The sequence below is a fragment of the Acidovorax sp. BL-A-41-H1 genome (assembly GCF_051942715.1).
In genome coordinates this window covers 387,504-404,405 of sequence record NZ_JBPVJQ010000004.1, presented here as the reverse complement: position 1 = coordinate 404,405, position 16,902 = coordinate 387,504, and the positions used below count along the sequence as shown (strand labels likewise).

Annotated in this window: 19 protein-coding genes; 16 read left to right on the top strand and 3 right to left on the bottom strand. The window is 64.3% G+C overall.

Translation table 11 applies throughout. From position 1 onward, the window contains the following. The first annotated feature begins 132 nt into the window (after window positions 1-132). From motA to ACTPOI_RS10900, 9 genes are all read left to right on the top strand, one after another. On the top strand, window positions 133-993 hold the full coding sequence (motA, locus tag ACTPOI_RS10940) for a flagellar motor stator protein MotA (protein ID WP_440108703.1): 861 nt from the start codon (window positions 133-135) through the stop codon (window positions 991-993). Between the two features lie 30 nt (window positions 994-1,023). Continuing rightward, the gene (gene motB, locus ACTPOI_RS10935) at window positions 1,024-1,959 is read left to right on the top strand and encodes a flagellar motor protein MotB (protein ID WP_440108701.1); all 936 of its coding nucleotides are present in this window, start codon (window positions 1,024-1,026) and stop codon (window positions 1,957-1,959) included. 69 nt (window positions 1,960-2,028) lie between these two features. Next, entirely contained in the window at window positions 2,029-2,415 is a 387-nt protein-coding gene (gene cheY, locus ACTPOI_RS10930) for a chemotaxis response regulator CheY (protein ID WP_015015821.1), read from the top strand. Window positions 2,416-2,419: 4 nt separating this feature from the next. Further along, the gene (locus ACTPOI_RS10925) at window positions 2,420-3,034 is read left to right on the top strand and encodes a protein phosphatase CheZ (RefSeq protein WP_440108699.1); all 615 of its coding nucleotides are present in this window, start codon (window positions 2,420-2,422) and stop codon (window positions 3,032-3,034) included. Between the two features lie 137 nt (window positions 3,035-3,171). Next, window positions 3,172-4,326, top strand: coding sequence for an EscU/YscU/HrcU family type III secretion system export apparatus switch protein (locus ACTPOI_RS10920; protein WP_440108697.1), 1,155 nt, complete (start codon window positions 3,172-3,174; stop codon window positions 4,324-4,326). Continuing rightward, window positions 4,323-6,404, top strand: coding sequence for a flagellar biosynthesis protein FlhA (gene flhA / locus ACTPOI_RS10915; protein WP_440108695.1), 2,082 nt, complete (start codon window positions 4,323-4,325; stop codon window positions 6,402-6,404). Before ACTPOI_RS10920 ends, flhA begins: the two co-directional genes overlap by 4 nt. Beyond that, complete coding sequence (gene flhF / locus ACTPOI_RS10910) at window positions 6,401-7,903, top strand: flagellar biosynthesis protein FlhF (protein ID WP_440108693.1); 1,503 nt, start codon at window positions 6,401-6,403, stop codon at window positions 7,901-7,903. Before flhA ends, flhF begins: the two co-directional genes overlap by 4 nt. Then, entirely contained in the window at window positions 7,896-8,696 is an 801-nt protein-coding gene (locus tag ACTPOI_RS10905) for a hypothetical protein (RefSeq protein ID WP_440108691.1), read from the top strand. Before flhF ends, ACTPOI_RS10905 begins: the two co-directional genes overlap by 8 nt. Window positions 8,697-8,700: 4 nt before the next feature. Further along, window positions 8,701-9,417 (top strand): RNA polymerase sigma factor FliA, encoded by a 717-nt coding sequence (locus ACTPOI_RS10900; RefSeq protein ID WP_440108689.1) that lies wholly within the window; start codon window positions 8,701-8,703, stop codon window positions 9,415-9,417. Window positions 9,418-9,661: 244 nt separating this feature from the next. Here the strand turns inward: ACTPOI_RS10900 and ACTPOI_RS10895 are convergent, their stop codons facing one another. The 3 genes from ACTPOI_RS10895 to flgA all read right to left on the bottom strand — a co-directional run bounded on the left by ACTPOI_RS10895 (window position 9,662) and on the right by flgA (window position 11,284). Continuing rightward, window positions 9,662-10,042, bottom strand: a complete 381-nt coding sequence (locus tag ACTPOI_RS10895; RefSeq protein ID WP_440108687.1) for a hypothetical protein — start codon at window positions 10,040-10,042, stop codon at window positions 9,662-9,664. A gap of 53 nt (window positions 10,043-10,095) precedes the next feature. Then, window positions 10,096-10,416 (bottom strand): flagellar biosynthesis anti-sigma factor FlgM, encoded by a 321-nt coding sequence (flgM, locus tag ACTPOI_RS10890; protein ID WP_440108686.1) that lies wholly within the window; start codon window positions 10,414-10,416, stop codon window positions 10,096-10,098. Between the two features lie 94 nt (window positions 10,417-10,510). Beyond that, entirely contained in the window at window positions 10,511-11,284 is a 774-nt protein-coding gene (flgA, locus tag ACTPOI_RS10885; RefSeq protein WP_440108684.1) for a flagellar basal body P-ring formation chaperone FlgA, read from the bottom strand. A 220-nt stretch (window positions 11,285-11,504) separates the two neighbouring features. On the opposite strand from flgA, the gene flgB reads away from it, so the two are divergent. The 7 genes from flgB (at window position 11,505) to ACTPOI_RS10850 (ending at window position 16,890) form a co-directional block, all read left to right on the top strand. After that, window positions 11,505-11,951: a flagellar basal body rod protein FlgB gene (gene flgB / locus ACTPOI_RS10880; RefSeq protein ID WP_440108683.1), complete on the top strand. Its 447-nt coding sequence runs from the start codon at window positions 11,505-11,507 to the stop codon at window positions 11,949-11,951. A gap of 41 nt (window positions 11,952-11,992) precedes the next feature. Beyond that, complete coding sequence (gene flgC / locus ACTPOI_RS10875) at window positions 11,993-12,397, top strand: flagellar basal body rod protein FlgC (RefSeq protein WP_291517824.1); 405 nt, start codon at window positions 11,993-11,995, stop codon at window positions 12,395-12,397. A 16-nt stretch (window positions 12,398-12,413) separates the two neighbouring features. Next, a complete protein-coding gene (locus ACTPOI_RS10870; protein ID WP_440108681.1) occupies window positions 12,414-13,067 on the top strand; it encodes a flagellar hook assembly protein FlgD in 654 nt (217 codons plus the stop codon). Between the two features lie 55 nt (window positions 13,068-13,122). Continuing rightward, on the top strand, window positions 13,123-14,403 hold the full coding sequence (flgE, locus tag ACTPOI_RS10865) for a flagellar hook protein FlgE (RefSeq protein ID WP_440108679.1): 1,281 nt from the start codon (window positions 13,123-13,125) through the stop codon (window positions 14,401-14,403). Between the two features lie 178 nt (window positions 14,404-14,581). Next, a complete protein-coding gene (gene flgF / locus ACTPOI_RS10860) occupies window positions 14,582-15,322 on the top strand; it encodes a flagellar basal-body rod protein FlgF (RefSeq protein WP_440108677.1) in 741 nt (246 codons plus the stop codon). Window positions 15,323-15,351: 29 nt separating this feature from the next. After that, window positions 15,352-16,134, top strand: coding sequence for a flagellar basal-body rod protein FlgG (flgG, locus tag ACTPOI_RS10855; RefSeq protein ID WP_440108675.1), 783 nt, complete (start codon window positions 15,352-15,354; stop codon window positions 16,132-16,134). 60 nt (window positions 16,135-16,194) lie between these two features. Further along, window positions 16,195-16,890 (top strand): flagellar basal body L-ring protein FlgH, encoded by a 696-nt coding sequence (locus ACTPOI_RS10850; protein WP_440108673.1) that lies wholly within the window; start codon window positions 16,195-16,197, stop codon window positions 16,888-16,890. Window positions 16,891-16,902 lie beyond the last annotated feature (12 nt).

Below are 16,902 nucleotides of genomic sequence, written 5' to 3'. Positions count from 1 at the left end.
GGGGTGCTTTGCCGCTTGCTCCGGGTTTCGATTCGCGCACAATCAGATACAGTGAAGTCGAAGCAGGGTTTCATGTGTGCCCTGCCATACTCCCTGAAGGGCGGCTAACGCCATCGCAACTACCGGATCCGCATGTTCGTCATCATCGGTTACATCGTCTCCCTCGGGTGCATCTTCGGCGTGTACATCGTGCACGGCGGCAACATTCAGGTCATCCTGAAGGCGCTGCCTTTCGAGACCATCACGATTCTGGGCGGAGCCCTGGGCGCGTTCGTGGTGAACAATCAGCCCAAGGTGATCAAGGCGACACTGAAAGCCATTCCCATGGCTCTGAAGGGGTCGAAGTACACCAAGGCGCGCTACCTGGAGCTCATGTCGATGCTGTACGACATCCTTCAAAAGGCGCGCAAGGAAGGCCTGATGGCCATTGAAAAGGACGTCGAAGCGCCGGGCGAGTCGGAAATCTTCAAGAAATACCCCACCGTGGGAAGTGATCACCATGTGATCGAATTCACTACCGACTACCTGCGCATGATGGTGTCGGGCAACCTGAACTCCCACGAAATCGAAGCGCTGATGGACAGCGAGATTGACACGCACCACCAGGAGGCGCACGCGCCCATTGCTGCACTGGCGCGCCTGGCAGGGGCACTGCCAGCGTTCGGTATCGTCGCCGCCGTGCTGGGGGTGGTCAACACCATGGGTTCGGTGGGGCAACCACCGTCAGTACTGGGCGGCATGATCGGCTCGGCGCTCGTGGGCACGTTCCTGGGTATTTTGCTGGCCTACGGTGTGGTCGAGCCTCTGGGCGGTCTGGTCGAGCAAAAGACCGAAGACGCCTCCAAGGAACTGCTGTGCATCAAGGCCACCCTGCTGGCAAGCATGCAGGGCTATAACCCCGCCACCGCCATCGAGTTTGGCCGCAAGGTGCTCTTCTCTGGCGACCGCCCCAGCTTCTCAGAGCTGGAAAGCCACGTGAAGGGCAAGAAGTAGTTGTTGCGCACGCACTGATCGCTGGCACCCATGGCAGAGAAAAAGCTCCAACCCATCATCATCAAGCGCATCAAGAAGGGCGGCCACGCAGTGCATGGCGGCGCCTGGAAGATTGCGTATGCGGACTTTGTGACCGCAATGATGGCGTTCTTCCTGCTGATGTGGCTGCTGGGCTCCACCGCCAAGGGCGAACTGCAAGGTATTGCCTCGTACTTCCAGTCGCCGCTCAAGGTGGCCATGACGGGCGGGGACGGCTCGGGCAACAGCTCCAGCGTGATTCCGGGCGGGGGCAATGACCTTGCGAAAGTGCACGGGCAGGTTCGCAGATCCGAAGCGGAAGACGCCAAAAACCGCCGCATGAGCATCGACGCAGCCAAGGCCGAGCGGGCCAAGCAGGACCTGGACCGTATCAAGGCACTGGAGGCAAAAATCGATGCTCTCATCACTGAAAACCCACGCCTGAACGAATACAAGTCGCAGATCCGGCTGGACATCACCCCCGACGGATTACAGATCCAGATCATCGATGACCAGAACCGGCCGATGTTCGACAGCGGCAGTGCGTTGGTTAAACCCTACATGCGGGAAATCCTGAGGGAGATCGGCGCTGCGCTGGGCAGCGTCGAGAACCGCGTGAGCCTGGCAGGCCACACCGATGCGGTGCCCTACGGCAACAGCGACCGGGGCTACAGCAACTGGGAGCTGTCTGCCGATCGTGCCAACGCGTCGCGCCGAGAACTGGTCACGGCAGGCATGCCAGACGCTAAACTGAGCCGCGTGGTCGGGCTGGCCGCCAGTGATTTGCTGGAGCCCTCCAACCCGCGATCACCCGCCAACCGGCGCATCACCATCACGGTGCTGACCCGCGAAGCGGAAGAAAGACTCATGGGTAAAGGGATCCCGGAAATTACCTCCGCAGAACTGATGAATGAAAAGCGGGAAAATCCCCCCCAGCCGAGGCAGTAGTTACGACTTGTCACCATTGCTGCCTCACACGACAATACTTACAGCCATTTCCGACCGAAAGGGTCCCACGTGACCACAGCCCTTCGCTTTTTGATCGTTGACGATTTCTCCACCATGCGCCGGATCGTGCGCAACCTGCTCAAGGAGAGCGGTTTTTCCGATGCAGACGAGGCAGAAGATGGGGTGGCCGCGTTGAACAAGCTGCGCAACAGCAAGTTCGACTTTGTAGTCACCGACATCAACATGCCCAACATGAACGGTTTCCAGCTCCTTGCGGAAATCAAGAAGGACGACAAGCTCAAGCATCTGCCCGTTTTGATGGTGACTGCAGAGGCCCGCAAGGAAGACATCGTCGCAGCGGCCCAAGGGGGTGCAGCCGGTTACATCGTGAAGCCTTTTACCAAGGCAACACTGGAAGAAAAAGTGACCTTGATCCTGAAAAAGATGGGGCTATGACACCATGGAAGACACACCGGACAACAGCCAGCCTGCCGATGTTCACCAAAAAATCGGACTGCTGACCAGGCAGCTGCACGACTCGCTGAACGAACTGGGCTACGCAGAAAAGCTTCGGGGCTCCATGGGTGAACTACCCGACGCCCAAAGCCGTCTTTCATACATTGCGCGGCTGACCGGGGAAGCGGCCGAAAAGGTGCTCAACCGCGTCGAGCAGGCCAAGGCACAGCACGACTACATCGCTGCCGAGACGCGCCGTGTGGTGGGCTCCCTCGTGAAGGACCCCGTGGCAGCCGTGGCCAAGGGCGAGATCATGAACTTCCTGAACGACGTGGAACGCGTCACCAAGGAGGCTGATACGCACCTCACCGAGATCATGATGGCGCAGGACTTCCACGACCTCACCGGTCAGGTGATTGCCCGTGTGGTCAACCTCGCAGCCAACATTGAAGAACAGCTGGTGCAACTGCTGATCCAGACGGCTCCTCCCAATGCACAAGTGGCCACACCAGAACCCCCGAAGCACCTCCAGGGCCCCGTGGTGGACCCCGAGGGCAACCCGGATGTCGTGACCGACCAGTCCCAGGTCGACGATCTGCTGGCCAGCCTGGGCTTTTGAGCGCCCAAACCGGAAGTGCGCCGCGCCCCCAGGGGCACGCGGCGCACCCCTGAAAAGGGGGCCCTCGGGCCCCCTTTTCCACCTTTAGATTTCGGGGTCGCTCACGACAATGGCATGACACCAGCCGTCATGCCATCATGGAATCCAGCCAAGAGAAAAGCCTACCCGCGTCGGAACGCAAGCTGCAAAAGTCGCGTGAAGACGGCCAGGGCGCCCGCTCGCGCGATCTCTCGCATCTGGCGATCCTGGGCGTTGGCGCGGTTTGCCTTCTGGCGCTGGCCCCACAGCTGATGGCACGCCTGCAGCTGGCCATGAGCCAGCAGCTCGCTTTTGATGCCAGCACCGTGATGGCCCCGGGCCACATGCTCAGCCGGTTACAGGACATGGTGGTGGTCGGCCTGATTGCCAGCACCGTCTTCGCAGCGCTTACCGGCGGCGCCGCGCTGCTCAGCGCAGTGGGTGCAGGTGGCTGGATCTTCAGCGCCAAGCCCATCACGCCGCAGTTCAGCCGGCTCAACCCCATTTCGGGCATATCCAACCTGTTTTCCAAACAGCAAATGGCCAATGTGGCCAAGATGGTGCTGATGACCGCCATCCTGAGTTACGTGGCCTGGAAATTCATGGGCAACAGCGTCGAACAGGTGGCCATGCTGGTGCTTCAGCCGTCACCCCTCGCTTTGCGCCACGTGGCCGACTGGATGACGTCGGGCATGAGCCTGCTGTTGCTGGTTGTGTTCCTCGCCGCGGTGGTCGACGTTCCGCTGCAGGCTTACTTCTTCAAGGACCAGCTCAAGATGTCCCACGAAGAGGTCAAGCAGGAGCACAAGGAATCCGACGGCGACCCACATACCAAGGGCCGCATCCGCCAGCGCCAGCGCGAAGTCGCCGACCGTGCCAGTGTGGCCGCGGTGCCCAAGGCCGATTTCGTGGTGATGAACCCGACCCACTATGCCGTCGCCCTGAAGTACGACGAGAAAACCATGAGCGCCCCCCAGGTCATCTCGCGCGGCACCGACCTCATTGCGATGAGCATCCGTGACATCGCCAGGAAGCACAACGTGCCCGTGCTTCAGTCGCCCATGCTGGCACGGGCGCTGTATGCCCATGCCGAACTCGACCAGGCCATCCCCGCCAAGCTCTACACCGCCGTGGCGCAGGTGCTTGCCTATGTGTACCGCCTGAAGGCCGCGATGCGCGGCGAAGGCCGCATGCCCGACAGCGTGCCCGATCCATATGTGCCGCCCGAACTTGATCCGCTGAACCGCACACCTGTGCAAGGTGCCTCCGTATGAACACCTCCGTGAAGTCCCTGCAGAACTGGGCGGGCAGCAACGCCAGTGCCCTGCAAGGCCTGTCGGCCCCCCTGCTGGTGGTGGCCATCCTTGCGCTCATGGTGTTGCCCATCCCCGCGTGGATGCTGGATGCGTTCTTCACACTCAACATCGCTGTCGCGTTGATGGTGATGATGGTGGCGGCTTACATGCTGCGGCCGCTGGACTTTGCCGCGTTTCCCACCGTGCTGCTGCTCACCACGCTGATGCGCCTGTCGCTGAACGTGGCGTCCACCCGGGTGGTGCTGCTGGAAGGCCATACAGGCCCGGGCGCTGCGGGCGCCGTGATCGAGGCTTTCGGTCACTTCCTGATCGGGGGCAATTTTGCGGTGGGCCTGATCGTTTTCGCCATCCTGGTGGTCATCAACTTCGTGGTGATCACCAAAGGCGCAGAGCGCATTGCGGAGGTATCGGCACGCTTCACGCTGGACGCCATGCCCGGCAAGCAGATGGCAGTGGACGCCGACCTGAATGCCGGCCTCATCGACGAGAAGGAAGCCAAGCGCAGGCGTGCCGAAGTGGCAGAAGAGGCCAACTTTTTCGGTTCGATGGACGGCGCATCGAAGTTCGTGCGCGGCGATGCCATTGCCGGCATCCTGATTCTTTTCATCAACATCGTGGGCGGCTTTGCCATCGGCATGCTGCAGCACAACCTGTCGGCCGGCAAAGCCGCCGACACATACATCGTGCTGGCCATCGGCGACGCGCTGGTCGCGCAGATCCCTGGGCTGCTGATCTCGGTGGCGGCGGCGATGGTGATCTCGCGCGTGGGCAAGGACCACGACATGGGGCGCCAGATCGTGGACCAGCTGTTCATGTCGCCGAAGGTCCTGGGCGTCACGGCCGCCATCCTGATCCTGCTTGGGGTGATTCCCGGCATGCCCCACATGGTGTTTCTGACCATGGGCGGCCTGCTGGGCTACGGTGCGTGGGTGATGCATGGCCGCCAGCAGGTGCAGCCCGAGGCAGAAGCGCCGCCCGCCCCGGTGGGTGACGGCGAAGCCACCTGGGACGACCTGCAGCCTGTGGACCTCCTGGGTCTGGAGCTGGGTTACCGCCTGATCAGCCTGGTGGACAAGAGCCGCCAGGGCGACCTGCTCACCCGCATCAAAGGCGTGCGCCGCAAGTTCGCGCAAGAGGTCGGCTTCCTGCCCCCTGCCGTGCATGTGCGTGACAACCTGGAACTCAAGCCCAGCGGCTACCGCATCACGCTGCGTGGCGTGGTGGTGGGTGAAGGTGAGGCTTTCCCCGGCATGTTCCTGGCGATCAACCCCGGCGGGATCACCACGCCCCTGATCGGCACGCCCACCACCGACCCCGCTTTCGGTCTGCCCGCCCACTGGATCGACGAACGCCAGAAGGAAGCCGCACAAATGGCAGGTTTTACGGTCGTTGATTCCGAAACCGTGATGGCCACCCATTTGTCACACTTGATGCAAGTGCAGGCAGCCAAGCTCCTCAGTCGCACCGAGACCCAGCAACTGGTGGAGCACGTGGCCAAGCTGGCTCCCAAGCTCATCGAAGAAGTCGTACCCAAAATGGTTTCCATCGCAACGTTCCAGAAGGTCCTCCAGCTGCTGCTGGAAGAGTCTGTGCACATCCGCGATATCCGCACCATCATCGAAACGCTGGCCGAGCACGCTGGCGGCATCTCCGACCCGGTCGAGCTGGCCCGCCGCGTGCGCATAGCCCTGTCGCCCGCCATCGTGCAGCAGATCTACGGGCCGACCCGCGAACTCAACGTCATCGCCATCGAGCCTGGCCTGGAGCGCCTCTTGGTACAGGCCCTGGGCAACGCAGCTGGCCCGGCGCTCGACCCCGGCGTGGCCGACATCCTCACCCAGAAAGCGGCCGAGGTGGCCCTCAAGCAGGAAGAGATGGGCCTGCCCGCCTGCCTGCTGGTGCCCGACCAGATCCGCAACGCCATTTCCCGACTCGTGCGCCGCGTGGCGCCCCGGCTCCAGGTGCTCGCCCACAGCGAGATCCCCGAGACCCACACCATCCGCATTGGGCCGATCCTTAAAGGTGCATCAGCATGAACATCAAACGCTTTACCGCCCCGACCTCCCGCGAGGCATTGGCCAAGGCGCGCATGGCCTTTGGCGAAGGCACGCTCATTCTGTCCAACCGCCCCACGGCCAACGGCGTCGAGGTCGTGGCCACCGCGGAAGACACCCTGTCGGCGCTGGACAACGCAGCTGGCTCGGCATCCGCCACGCCGCCGCTGCTGGCGCCTTCGGCACCCCGCAGTGCCGCGCCGCGCGCCAGCCAGAGCGCTGCCGCATCACATGCGAACCGCAGCCCGGTGGAAGAAGACACCGAACAGCTGGCGATGAGCACCCTGTCCTTCCAGGACTATGTGCGTGAACGCATGCTGCGCCGCCGGCATGAAGCCCTGAACGGCCCGGCAGACACATCGCCGCTGTCCGAGCGCAGCCGCGACCAGGAACCCGAGCGCGAGCAGCGCATGCCGGCACCGGCCGTAGTGCGGCACAACCCGCTGCGTACCATCCCCATGGACCTGCCACCCGAGCAGCCCGCACGGCGCCGCGCCGAGCCCGCAGCCAGTTCGCTGCAGTCGGTCGCCAACCAGCAAAGCCTGATGAGCGAACTGCACGCCATGAAGGAAATGATCGAGGACCGGTTCAACACGATGGCGTGGCTCGGTCAGGCACGCCAGAACCCGATCCAGTCGAACCTCATGCTCAAAATGATTCGCGCCGGGTATTCGCCGTCGCTGGCACGCGCCGTGCTCGAGCGCATGCCCGAGGAATTGTCGGCGGCCGAATCGGTGCGATGGCTGATGGAAGTGCTGGAGCGCAACCTCAAGACCGACCAGGCCGACCCGCCCCTGTACGAACAGGGTGGCATCTTTGCCCTGGTGGGATCGACCGGCGTGGGCAAGACCACCACCACCGCCAAGCTGGCCGCCATGTGCGCGCGCATCCACGGCCCCGGCAGCGTTGGCCTCATCACGCTCGACACCTACCGCGTAGGCGCCCATGAACAGCTGCGCAGCTACGGCCGCATGCTCGGCGTGGTTGCCCACCTGGCGCACGACCGTGCCGCACTGCAGGACCTGCTGGGCCTGCTCAGCGGCAAGAAGATGGTCCTCATCGACACCACCGGCATCGCCCCGCGCGATCCGCGCAAGCGTGACATGCTGGATGTGCTGGACCTGCCTGAGGTCAATCGCCTGCTGGTGCTGAACGCCAGCTGCCACGGCGACACCCTGGACGACGTGCTGGGCGCCTTCAAGACCGACGGCTCGCAACAGGCCATCCTGTCCAAGGTGGACGAAGCCGTGAAGCTCGGCCCAGCCATCGACGCCCTCATCCGCCACCAGATGGTGCTGCGCGGCGTGACCAACGGCCAGCGCGTGCCCGAAGACTGGGAGCGCGCAGATGCCGCCAAGCTTGTCTCCACGTCGATGAAGGCACCGGTCAAGTCCGCCTTTGACCCGAAGGCCACTGACCTCAACTTCTTTTTCTCGCACTCGCCGGACAACCTGAACGAGCGGGGACTGGTCGATGCTTGACATAGGCCTTCACCAGGCGGCTGGCCTGCAGAGCTTCATGCCCCAGGCCGAGCTGCGGCTGGTGGCGGTGGCGAGCGACGGCAACCCCGCCAATGGCCTGGAAGCGCTGTGGCAAGTCTGCGCGAGCCTGCAGCGCCTGGGCTACCCCGTGGTCGTGCTGGACGGTACCGCGCAAGAGACCGACGACAGCCCGGGCCTCATCCATCTTCTGCGTGACGGACCCTTGCGCGAATCCGCTGCCATGGGCGGCGGCGTGGCCGCGTCGTCTCTGGCGGTGGTCCCGGCTACCCAGGGTCTTACAGTGCTGGCCCGACAGTCGATTGGCGCAGGACTCGCCCCGCTGTCTGACCTGCTGCCCATTTTCAGGCGATACGGCCTGCTGGTGGTGCACGCCCCGGCCGGCACGCTGGCATCGCTGCTCACGCACACCGCAACGGTGCCGCTGGTCATCATGGGCGAGGGGTCGGCGGGCGTGCTGGGCAGCTACAAATGCCTCAAGCAGATCGCGGTCCACACCGGTCTTTCCTGCATGGTTGCCGCACTGTTGCGCAGCAATACGGCTGCAGAGCGCCGGGCGGCCAAAGGTGCGCTCACCACATTGCAGGACTGCGCACGGCGCCACCTTGGCGGCCCGGTGCGCACCACTACCATCGCGACGCAAAACCCGCAGGATCTCCAGCGGCTGGCCTTGCAACTGCTGGAGAATGCGGGCACCATCCAAGACGAGCCGTTTGTTGCGCTGCGTCCTTCCAACCAGGCAGGAATGTCTGCGCACCTCGCCCGGAGCCACTGATCCGATGTACACCGCCAAAGGCCAGCTAGACCGTGATGCGATGATTCGCCAGCACGTCCCGCTGGTACGAAGGATCGCGCACCACATGATTGCCAAGCTGCCCCCGAACGTGGAGCTGGACGATCTCATTCAGGTAGGGATGATGGGTCTGGCCGAGGCACTTTCACGCTACGAGGTCGCCCAGGGCGTCCAGTTCGAGACCTTTGCCACACAGCGCATCCGCGGCGCCATGCTCGACGAGCTGCGCGAGGGCGACTGGATGTCGCGCAGCTCGCGCAAGAGCCAGAAAGACATTGAGCACGCGGTCAACCGGCTTGAGCAGAAGATGGGGCGCAGCCCGCTGGAGTCCGAGATCGCCGCCGAGATGGGCATGACGCTGGCCGAGTACCAGAGCCTGCTGAGCAAAGTGCGCGGCACGCAGCTCGTGTACCTGGAAGACATGACGCACGGCCATGAAGACGATGACGGCTTTCTGGACCGCCACGTTGCCGATGCCGCCGCCGACCCGGTGGAAATGCTGCGGGACCAGCGCCTGAAAACCTCGCTGGCCAACGCCATCAAGAGCCTGCCCGAGCGAGAGCAGCACATCATGGGCATGTACTACGAGCATGACATGAACCTCAAGGAAATCGCCGCGGTGCTTGGGGTGACAGAGTCACGCGTCTGCCAGCTGCACAGCCAGTCCATTGCACGCCTGCGGGCCAAGATGCGCGCTCACTAACTTTCCCGATAACAGTCAGGCCAATGGCGGGCCTGTCGTAGCTTTCGGTGAAGACTGGTGGAGGCCGCGGCGCAGAAGGTTGCCCCCGAGCTTCTGGTGAGGCGTCTTGCACGCACTCCGTGTGCATTCAATGCAGCCCTCCGGTTGGCGCCCACCGCTACAAATGGACAACGCTGCCTTCGCAACAGGCGCGTCGGTCGACCCCAGCAAAAACGATATCGAAACGAGGGAGCCGCCGCGCTGGTCAGCCCGCTGACCGGTAGATACGGGCCACGCCCGGTTGCGCTGTACGCGACCCCAGCCCGTTTCCGTAAGTGGTCGATGCCGGGTCAGCCTGCGGAACCAGGCCTGCGACCTGACGGTCGGTCACAACCGCCAGGCGCGCAATGGCTTCGCGCTGCACTGCCAGTTGCCTGGCAATGGCATCGATCCGGTTTTTCAGGGGTAGGGGTAGGGGTGGCTGCCCCCTGCCGGAGGCTTGCTCGACCGATTGGGCGAGGGCTCCGGCGGCATCGCGCAAAGCGGTGCTGTGGACCTGTACGGCCTGCGGGTCTGCCGCGAGCAAAGCCGCAGAAACCTTATCAAGAAGCTGTTCTACAGCGGAGATGGACTCTTCCAGGGACATGGCGCATTGTGCGTTGGATGCGCCGTAAAGCCAAGTTCAGGGAAAGAAGCGCTTCAACCGCGCGAGCGGGAGATGATTTCCTGTGCGTTGGACAGCAGTTTGTCGGCAATGGCATCGGCGTCCACCGAGAAGGTACCGTTGTCGATTGCCTCGCGTACCGCCTTGACCTTGCCCGAATCGAACACCCCGGCAGAGCGCTGGGCCGGGTCCAGGGCCCGTACCGCGGTCGACACCGTGACAGGCACACCGGCGGCAGGCGCAGCTGCAGCGTCCTTGACGGCGCCCTCGGCAGCAGTCGCTGGTGCCTTCGCTTGCCGCGCAAGCCCTGACTGCGCTCCTGCGCCCGGAAGTTCCGGTGTTTGACCTATTTTCATCGCTCTCTCCAGGAGTCCGTACAACGCGCGGTCTCAGTAGCAATGTTTTCGACCCGTTTGCCGAGGACTTTAGCGATTTATGCCCCCTACGTCATCAAAGGGATACCTCGATTGTTCCCGATTCCGACACCAATCCTGAAACAATACGACCATTGTCCATTCTGACGCGCACAGTCTCGCCCGCACCTGCCGCCGTCAGCGCCTGACCGGCGGCGGACACAGCATAGCCAGGCCCACGGGCGACCACCTTGACCTGGGCCCCTGCCCGAAAGAGATGCGGCGCGCGGAGCATGGACTGCCGAAGCGCCTGCCCCGCGACCAGCTGTCGCGAAGCCACCTGCCCGACCCACTGGTCGGGGCTGGCCACCACGGGTGCTGTCTCGGCGGCCCAGTCCACTTCGGACTCCATTGCGTCACTGGCCGCCAGGGGCGCGCCCGGGGCCACATTGCCCACCAGCACCCACGCAGGCCCGAAAGCCTTGACGGTCACCGGGAGGAACACATTCCAGTTGGTGGCACCCTGCACACAGCGCAGCCCCAGTCGGGTTCGACCCCACAACTTGGAGCCCGGCGGCAAATAGGGCTCCACCCGCGCGCACGGCGCAAGGCGCAGGCGCGGGTCCAGTTCGCCCACCACCACTTCCATGCGCAGCGGGGTGCCGGATGCGGGGGCGCGGGTCAGTGCATCGCTGAGCCAGCGCTGCGTGATGGGCGCCAGCTCACTCGCCGGATCGGCCACGGACTGAGCGAACGCACTGCCGGCGACACAGCAGGCAGCCACAGCTGCCACGGCCCGGGCCCAGCGCAGGGAGCGCCACGTTTTCCGAACGGCACTGAAGGGGCTGGTGGTCAACATCGTGGATGGCATGCGGCTCTCCTGGCGGGTAGGTCGGCCGCACGCCGGAAACCCTCCACGCGCGACCTTTTCACACCCAGCACTCTAGGCAGAAACCGCCGATCCGAACCGGCGAACTGCGCGCCGATTTCCGTGCACTTCGGGCTTTAGAAAAACGGGCCGGTTTTCATAATCGACGCACGCCCAGACTCCGCCCGGAGCCAGGGCAACGCAACCCAGGTGTGAGGCACAAATGCTTGACAAGATGACAAACCGGCTGGACTTCCACGGCAACGCACTGATACTGCGTGCCGAGCGCCAGCGCATCATCGCCAGCAACATTGCCAATGCCGACACCCCCGGCTATGTGGCCCGGGACTTCAAGTTCAGCGAAGCCCTGAGCGAAGCGACCTCGTCCACGTCAGCCCCTGGCGTCACGCGGCTGGCCACGGCCGGCTCGGCCTCCACGCAGGGCGCCACCGATCCGCGCCACATACCCGTCTCCACCGTCTCCGTAGCCGGTGATGCAAGGGCCAGACTGGCCTATGCCGTGCAGTCGCAACCAGCGCTCGACAACAACACCGTCGACCTGGACCGCGAGCGTGCCAATTTCGTGGACAACTCGGTCCGCTATGAAGCCACGCTGCGCTTCATCAACGGCAACGCCAAGACCATGCTCAGCGCCATCCAGGGCCAGTGACCTGACCACCAGACGCACGGCCCAGAAAGCGAGATTCCACCATGTCCATGTTCTCCATCTTCAACGTCTCCGGCAGCGCGATCAGCGCGCAGTCGCAGCGCCTCAACGTGGTGGCCAGCAACCTGGCCAACGTGGATGCCGTGGCGGGGCCGGACGGCAAGGCCTACAAGGCACGCCAGCTGGTCTTCCAGGCCGAGCCCATGGGCGCCGAGAGTGCCACGGGCGTGCGCGTGACGAACATCAGCGAGAGCAATGCGCCCGGCCGCCGGGTGCACGACCCCAGCCATCCCTCGGCCGATGCAGAGGGGTATGTCAACCACTCCAACGTGAATGCGGTCGAGGAGATGGTCAACATGATCTCGGCATCGCGCTCCTACCAGAACAACGTCGAGGTCATGAACACGGCCAAGACGCTTTTGCTCAAGACCCTGCAGATGGGCCAGTAACCCCGGAAGGCTTCACATGATCAACAGCGTGACCAACACGGCGGCCACCGCCACCGCACAGACCACCAAGGCCGATTCGGCCAACAACGCCGATGCCGCGCAGGACCGGTTTCTGAAACTGCTCGTGGCACAGCTGAACAACCAGGACCCGATGAATCCGCTCGACAACGCGCAGATGACATCGCAAATGGCGCAGATCAACACCGTCACGGGCATCCAGCAGCTGAACTTCACCATGCTGGGCATTGCCGAGCAGTTCGGCGCACTGCAGGTGATGCAGGGTGCCTCGATGATCGGCCGCTCGGTGATCACCGAGGGCGACCGGCTTCCGGTCACCGATGGCGTGGGCCACGGCATGTTTGACCTGGCCGGCGCTGCCGGCGACGTGAAGGTCGAGATCCTGACGCCCGGCGGGCAGCTGGTGGGCACGGTCAACCTGGATGCCAAGGCTGCAGGCCGCCACCAGTTTGACTGGGACGCCAGCAAATACAAGGGCAGCACGTCCGACCTGCGTTTCAAGGTCACCGCGACCAATGGAAACGTGGCCGTGGCGTCCACACCGCTCACGCAATCCAAGGTGGTGGCCACCGGTGCGGCCAACGGTCAGCTCACGCTGGACCTGGCCACCGGCGGAACCATCACCTACGACAAGGTCAAGGCCATCGTCTGACCGGCACCCCGCACCACCTTACGCAGCCAACGCCCGCACCTCCGAGGAGAACAACATGAGCTTCCAGCAAGGCCTCTCCGGCCTGAACGCATCCAGCAAGAACCTGGACGTGATCGGCCACAACATCGCCAACTCCAACACCGTGGGCTTCAAGGCCTCGCGTGCGGAATTCGCCGAGATGGTCGCCTCGGCCATCGGCTCGGCCGGTGGCAAGAATGGTGGCATTGGCGTGGAGGTCGCCAACGTGGCACAGCAGTTCACGCAGGGCAACCTGTCCATCACGGGCAACAGCCTGGACGTGGCCATCAACGGCAACGGCTTCTTCACGCTGACCCTGCCCGACGGAACACCCGCCTACACCCGCGCCGGCAACTTCAAGCTGGACAAGGTGGGCAACATGGTCACCAACGACAACGCCAAGGTCATGGGCTACCCGGTAGACCCGACCACCGGCCTGCGCACGGGCACGGACCCCATCCCCATGGTGTTCCCCACCTCGGAGCCCATCCCGGCCAAGCAGACCACCAGCATCACCGCCGCCTTCAACCTGGATGCGCGGGCCACCGATGCAGCCGGCGACCCGGCTGCCACACCCCCCATACCGGCCACGCCGCGCGCCACCTATGGCACATCCATCAACGTGTATGACAGCCAAGGGGTTGCCAAGCCCGTCAGCCTGTACTTCCAGAAGACCGCGACCGACAACACCTGGGACGTGTACGACGCCCTGGACGACCCCACAGCCACACCGCCCGTGGTGGCCACGGCCATCGGGCAGATCGTGTTTGACAACAACGGCGCCATCACCGGCCCTGTGGCGACGCCGCCCGCCACCGGCTTTGCGCTGACGCTCAACGTCAACCCCACGCCACCGAACCCCAACAACCTGCCGGCGTTCGATGTCTCGGTGAACCTCGACAAGGTCACGCAGTTCGGCACCAAGTTTGCCGTGTCCAACCTCAGCCAGGACGGCTACACCGCGGGCGACCTGACGGGTATCAACATCGAGAACAACGGGATGATCATGACCCGTTACTCCAACGGCGTGACGCGGGCCGAAGGCCAGCTGGCGCTGTCGAGCTTTCGCAACACGCAGGGCCTGGCCGACGTGGGCGGCAACAACTGGGTGGCCACGTTCGAGTCGGGCCAACCTGTTGCCGGCACCGCCACCGACGGCAACTTCGGTTCGCTGCGCTCCGGTGCCCTGGAAGACTCCAACGTCGACCTCACGGCCGAACTGGTGAACATGATGACGGCCCAGCGCGCCTACCAGGCCAACGCACAAACCATCAAGACACAGGACCAGGTGATGTCCACCCTGGTGAACTTGAGATGAAACACCCCCTGAGTCGCTTCGCGCCTTCCCCCTCTCTCTGCGCGCTACGCGCTACGGGAGGGAGACGCAGCCAGCGCGGCGGGGCGGCCCTTGCGCGGCTGCCCGCGCCTGGTGTGCGCCAGTTGCGGGCGCTGCGCTCGACAAGCGACTTAGCAGGTTACTGAAAGGAAACAGCACGATGGACCGCATCATCTACACCTCGATGACGGGCGCCAACGCGGCTGCACACCGCCAGGCCGTGCTGTCGAACAACCTGGCCAACGTGTCCACCAACGGCTTCCGGGCCGAGATGTCCACGTTCCGCTCGGTGCCGTTGCAGGGCGATGGCTCCAAAACCCGCGTTTTTGCGCTCGAAGCCACCTCGGGCCACGTCAACACGTCCGGTCCGGTACAGCGCACGGGCCGCAACCTCGACGCCATGGCGATGGGAAGTGCATGGTTTGCCGTGCAGGGCCTGGACGGCACCGAGGCCTACACCCGCGCTGGCATCTTCGAGGTGTCTGCGCAAGGTCAGCTGCTCACACCCGGCGGCCTGCCGGTGCTGTCTGACGGCGGCGCGCCGATTGACGTGCCGCCCGGTGCAGAGATCACCCTGGGCAGTGACGGCACCGTGACCGCCAAGGCCGCCGGTCAGCCCGCGCAGGCCATCGGCCGCCTCAAACTGGCCACACCCACGGCGGAAGACCGGCTCAAGCGCGGCGACGACGGCCTGTTTCGCACCGTCTCAGGCGACCCGATTCCCAACGACGCCAATGCACGACTGCTGGCAGGCGCTGTCGAGGGTTCCAACGTGAACCCGGTGGAGTGCATGGTCGGAATGATTGCCGCCTCACGTCAGTTCGAGCAGCAGATGAAGCTGCTGCAGACCGCCGAGACCAATGACAAGAACGCCAGCCAGCTGCTGAGCATCAACGGCTAGCCCCAGGCCTGCTTGAAGGAGCCACCACCATGATCAATTCCCTCTGGATCGCCAAGACCGGCATGTCTGCCCAGCAGACCAACCTGGACGTCATCTCGCACAACCTGGCCAACGTGTCGACCACGGGCTTCAAGCGCAACAACGCCGTGTTTGAAGACCTGATCTACCAGAACCAGCGTCAGGTGGGCGCCAACAACGACGAGCAGAACCAGCTGCCCACCGGCCTGCACCTGGGCCTGGGCGTGCGCACGGTGGCCACCAGCCGCAACTTCATGCAGGGCAGCCTGCAGGAGTCCAAGAACAGCCTGGACGTGGCCATCAATGGCAACGGTTTCTTCCAGCTGACCATGCCCGATGGCACCGTGGGCTACACCCGCGACGGCTCGTTCCAGGTGGACTCGCAGGGGCGGCTGGTCAACTCCAGCGGCCTGCCCGTAGCCAACGGCATCACCGTGCCGCCCAACGCCACCAGCATCAGCATCAGCACCGAAGGCGCGGTCTCGGCGATCGTGCCGGGCAACACGCAGCCGCAGCCGCTGGGCAACATTGCCATGTCCAGCTTCATCAACCCGGCCGGGCTGGAGCCCGTGGGCCAGAACCTGTTCAAGGAATCGGCCGCGTCGGGCCAGCCCCAGCAGGGCACGCCGGGTACCAACGGCCTGGGCTTCATCCGCCAGGGCTTCCTGGAAGCCTCCAACGTGAACGTGGTGGAAGAGCTGGTGACCATGATCCAGGCCCAGCGCGCCTACGAGATGAATTCCAAGGCCATCCAGACCTCGGACCAGATGCTGGCCAAGCTGGCCCAGCTGTAACGCCGCCGCCCAGGCCTTCAGCCCGCGCATCGCAGCCCCATTTCACCCAGGACGTCCGCCATGACCCATCCCCTTCGCCTCGTGCGCGCAGCGGCCAGTGCTGCTGGCGTGGTCGCGCTCTGCGCAGGCTGCGCCAGCCTGTCGCCACCACCGCCGGTAGACATCCTGCCCACGCTGCCACCGCCGCTGTCGACCGCGCCCCGCATGGCGCCGCCGGTCACAGGCGGGCTGTTCCACACCGCCAGCTACCGGCCCGCGTTTGAAGACCGCCGGGCTCGCCTGGTGGGCGATACGGTCACGATCCAGATCGTGGAGAACGTCACGGCCAGCCAGAAGTCATCGTCCACGGTGGACCGCTCATCCAATGTCTCCGGCAAGGTCACTGCCCTGCCCTTTGCCAAGGCCAGCCTGACCGGCAAGCTCGGGCTGGGCGCCGAATCTGAGAATACCTTCGCGGGCAAGGGCGGCACCGAAAGCGCCAACACCTTCCAGGGGTCCATCACCACGCTGGTGGTCGATGTGCTGCCCAACGGCCACCTGGTCGTGGCAGGTGAAAAACAGATCGGCGTGAACCAGAACGTGGACGTGCTGCGCTTTTCGGGCATCGTGGACCCGCGCTCGCTGCAACCCAACAGCATCATCAACTCCACCCAGGTCGCCAACGTGCGGGTGGAGTCCCGCGGCCGCGGCGCGCAGAACGAGGCGCAGGCCATGGGCTGGCTGGGCCGCTTCTTCAACACGGTCACGCCGTTCTAGGGCCTGTTCGGG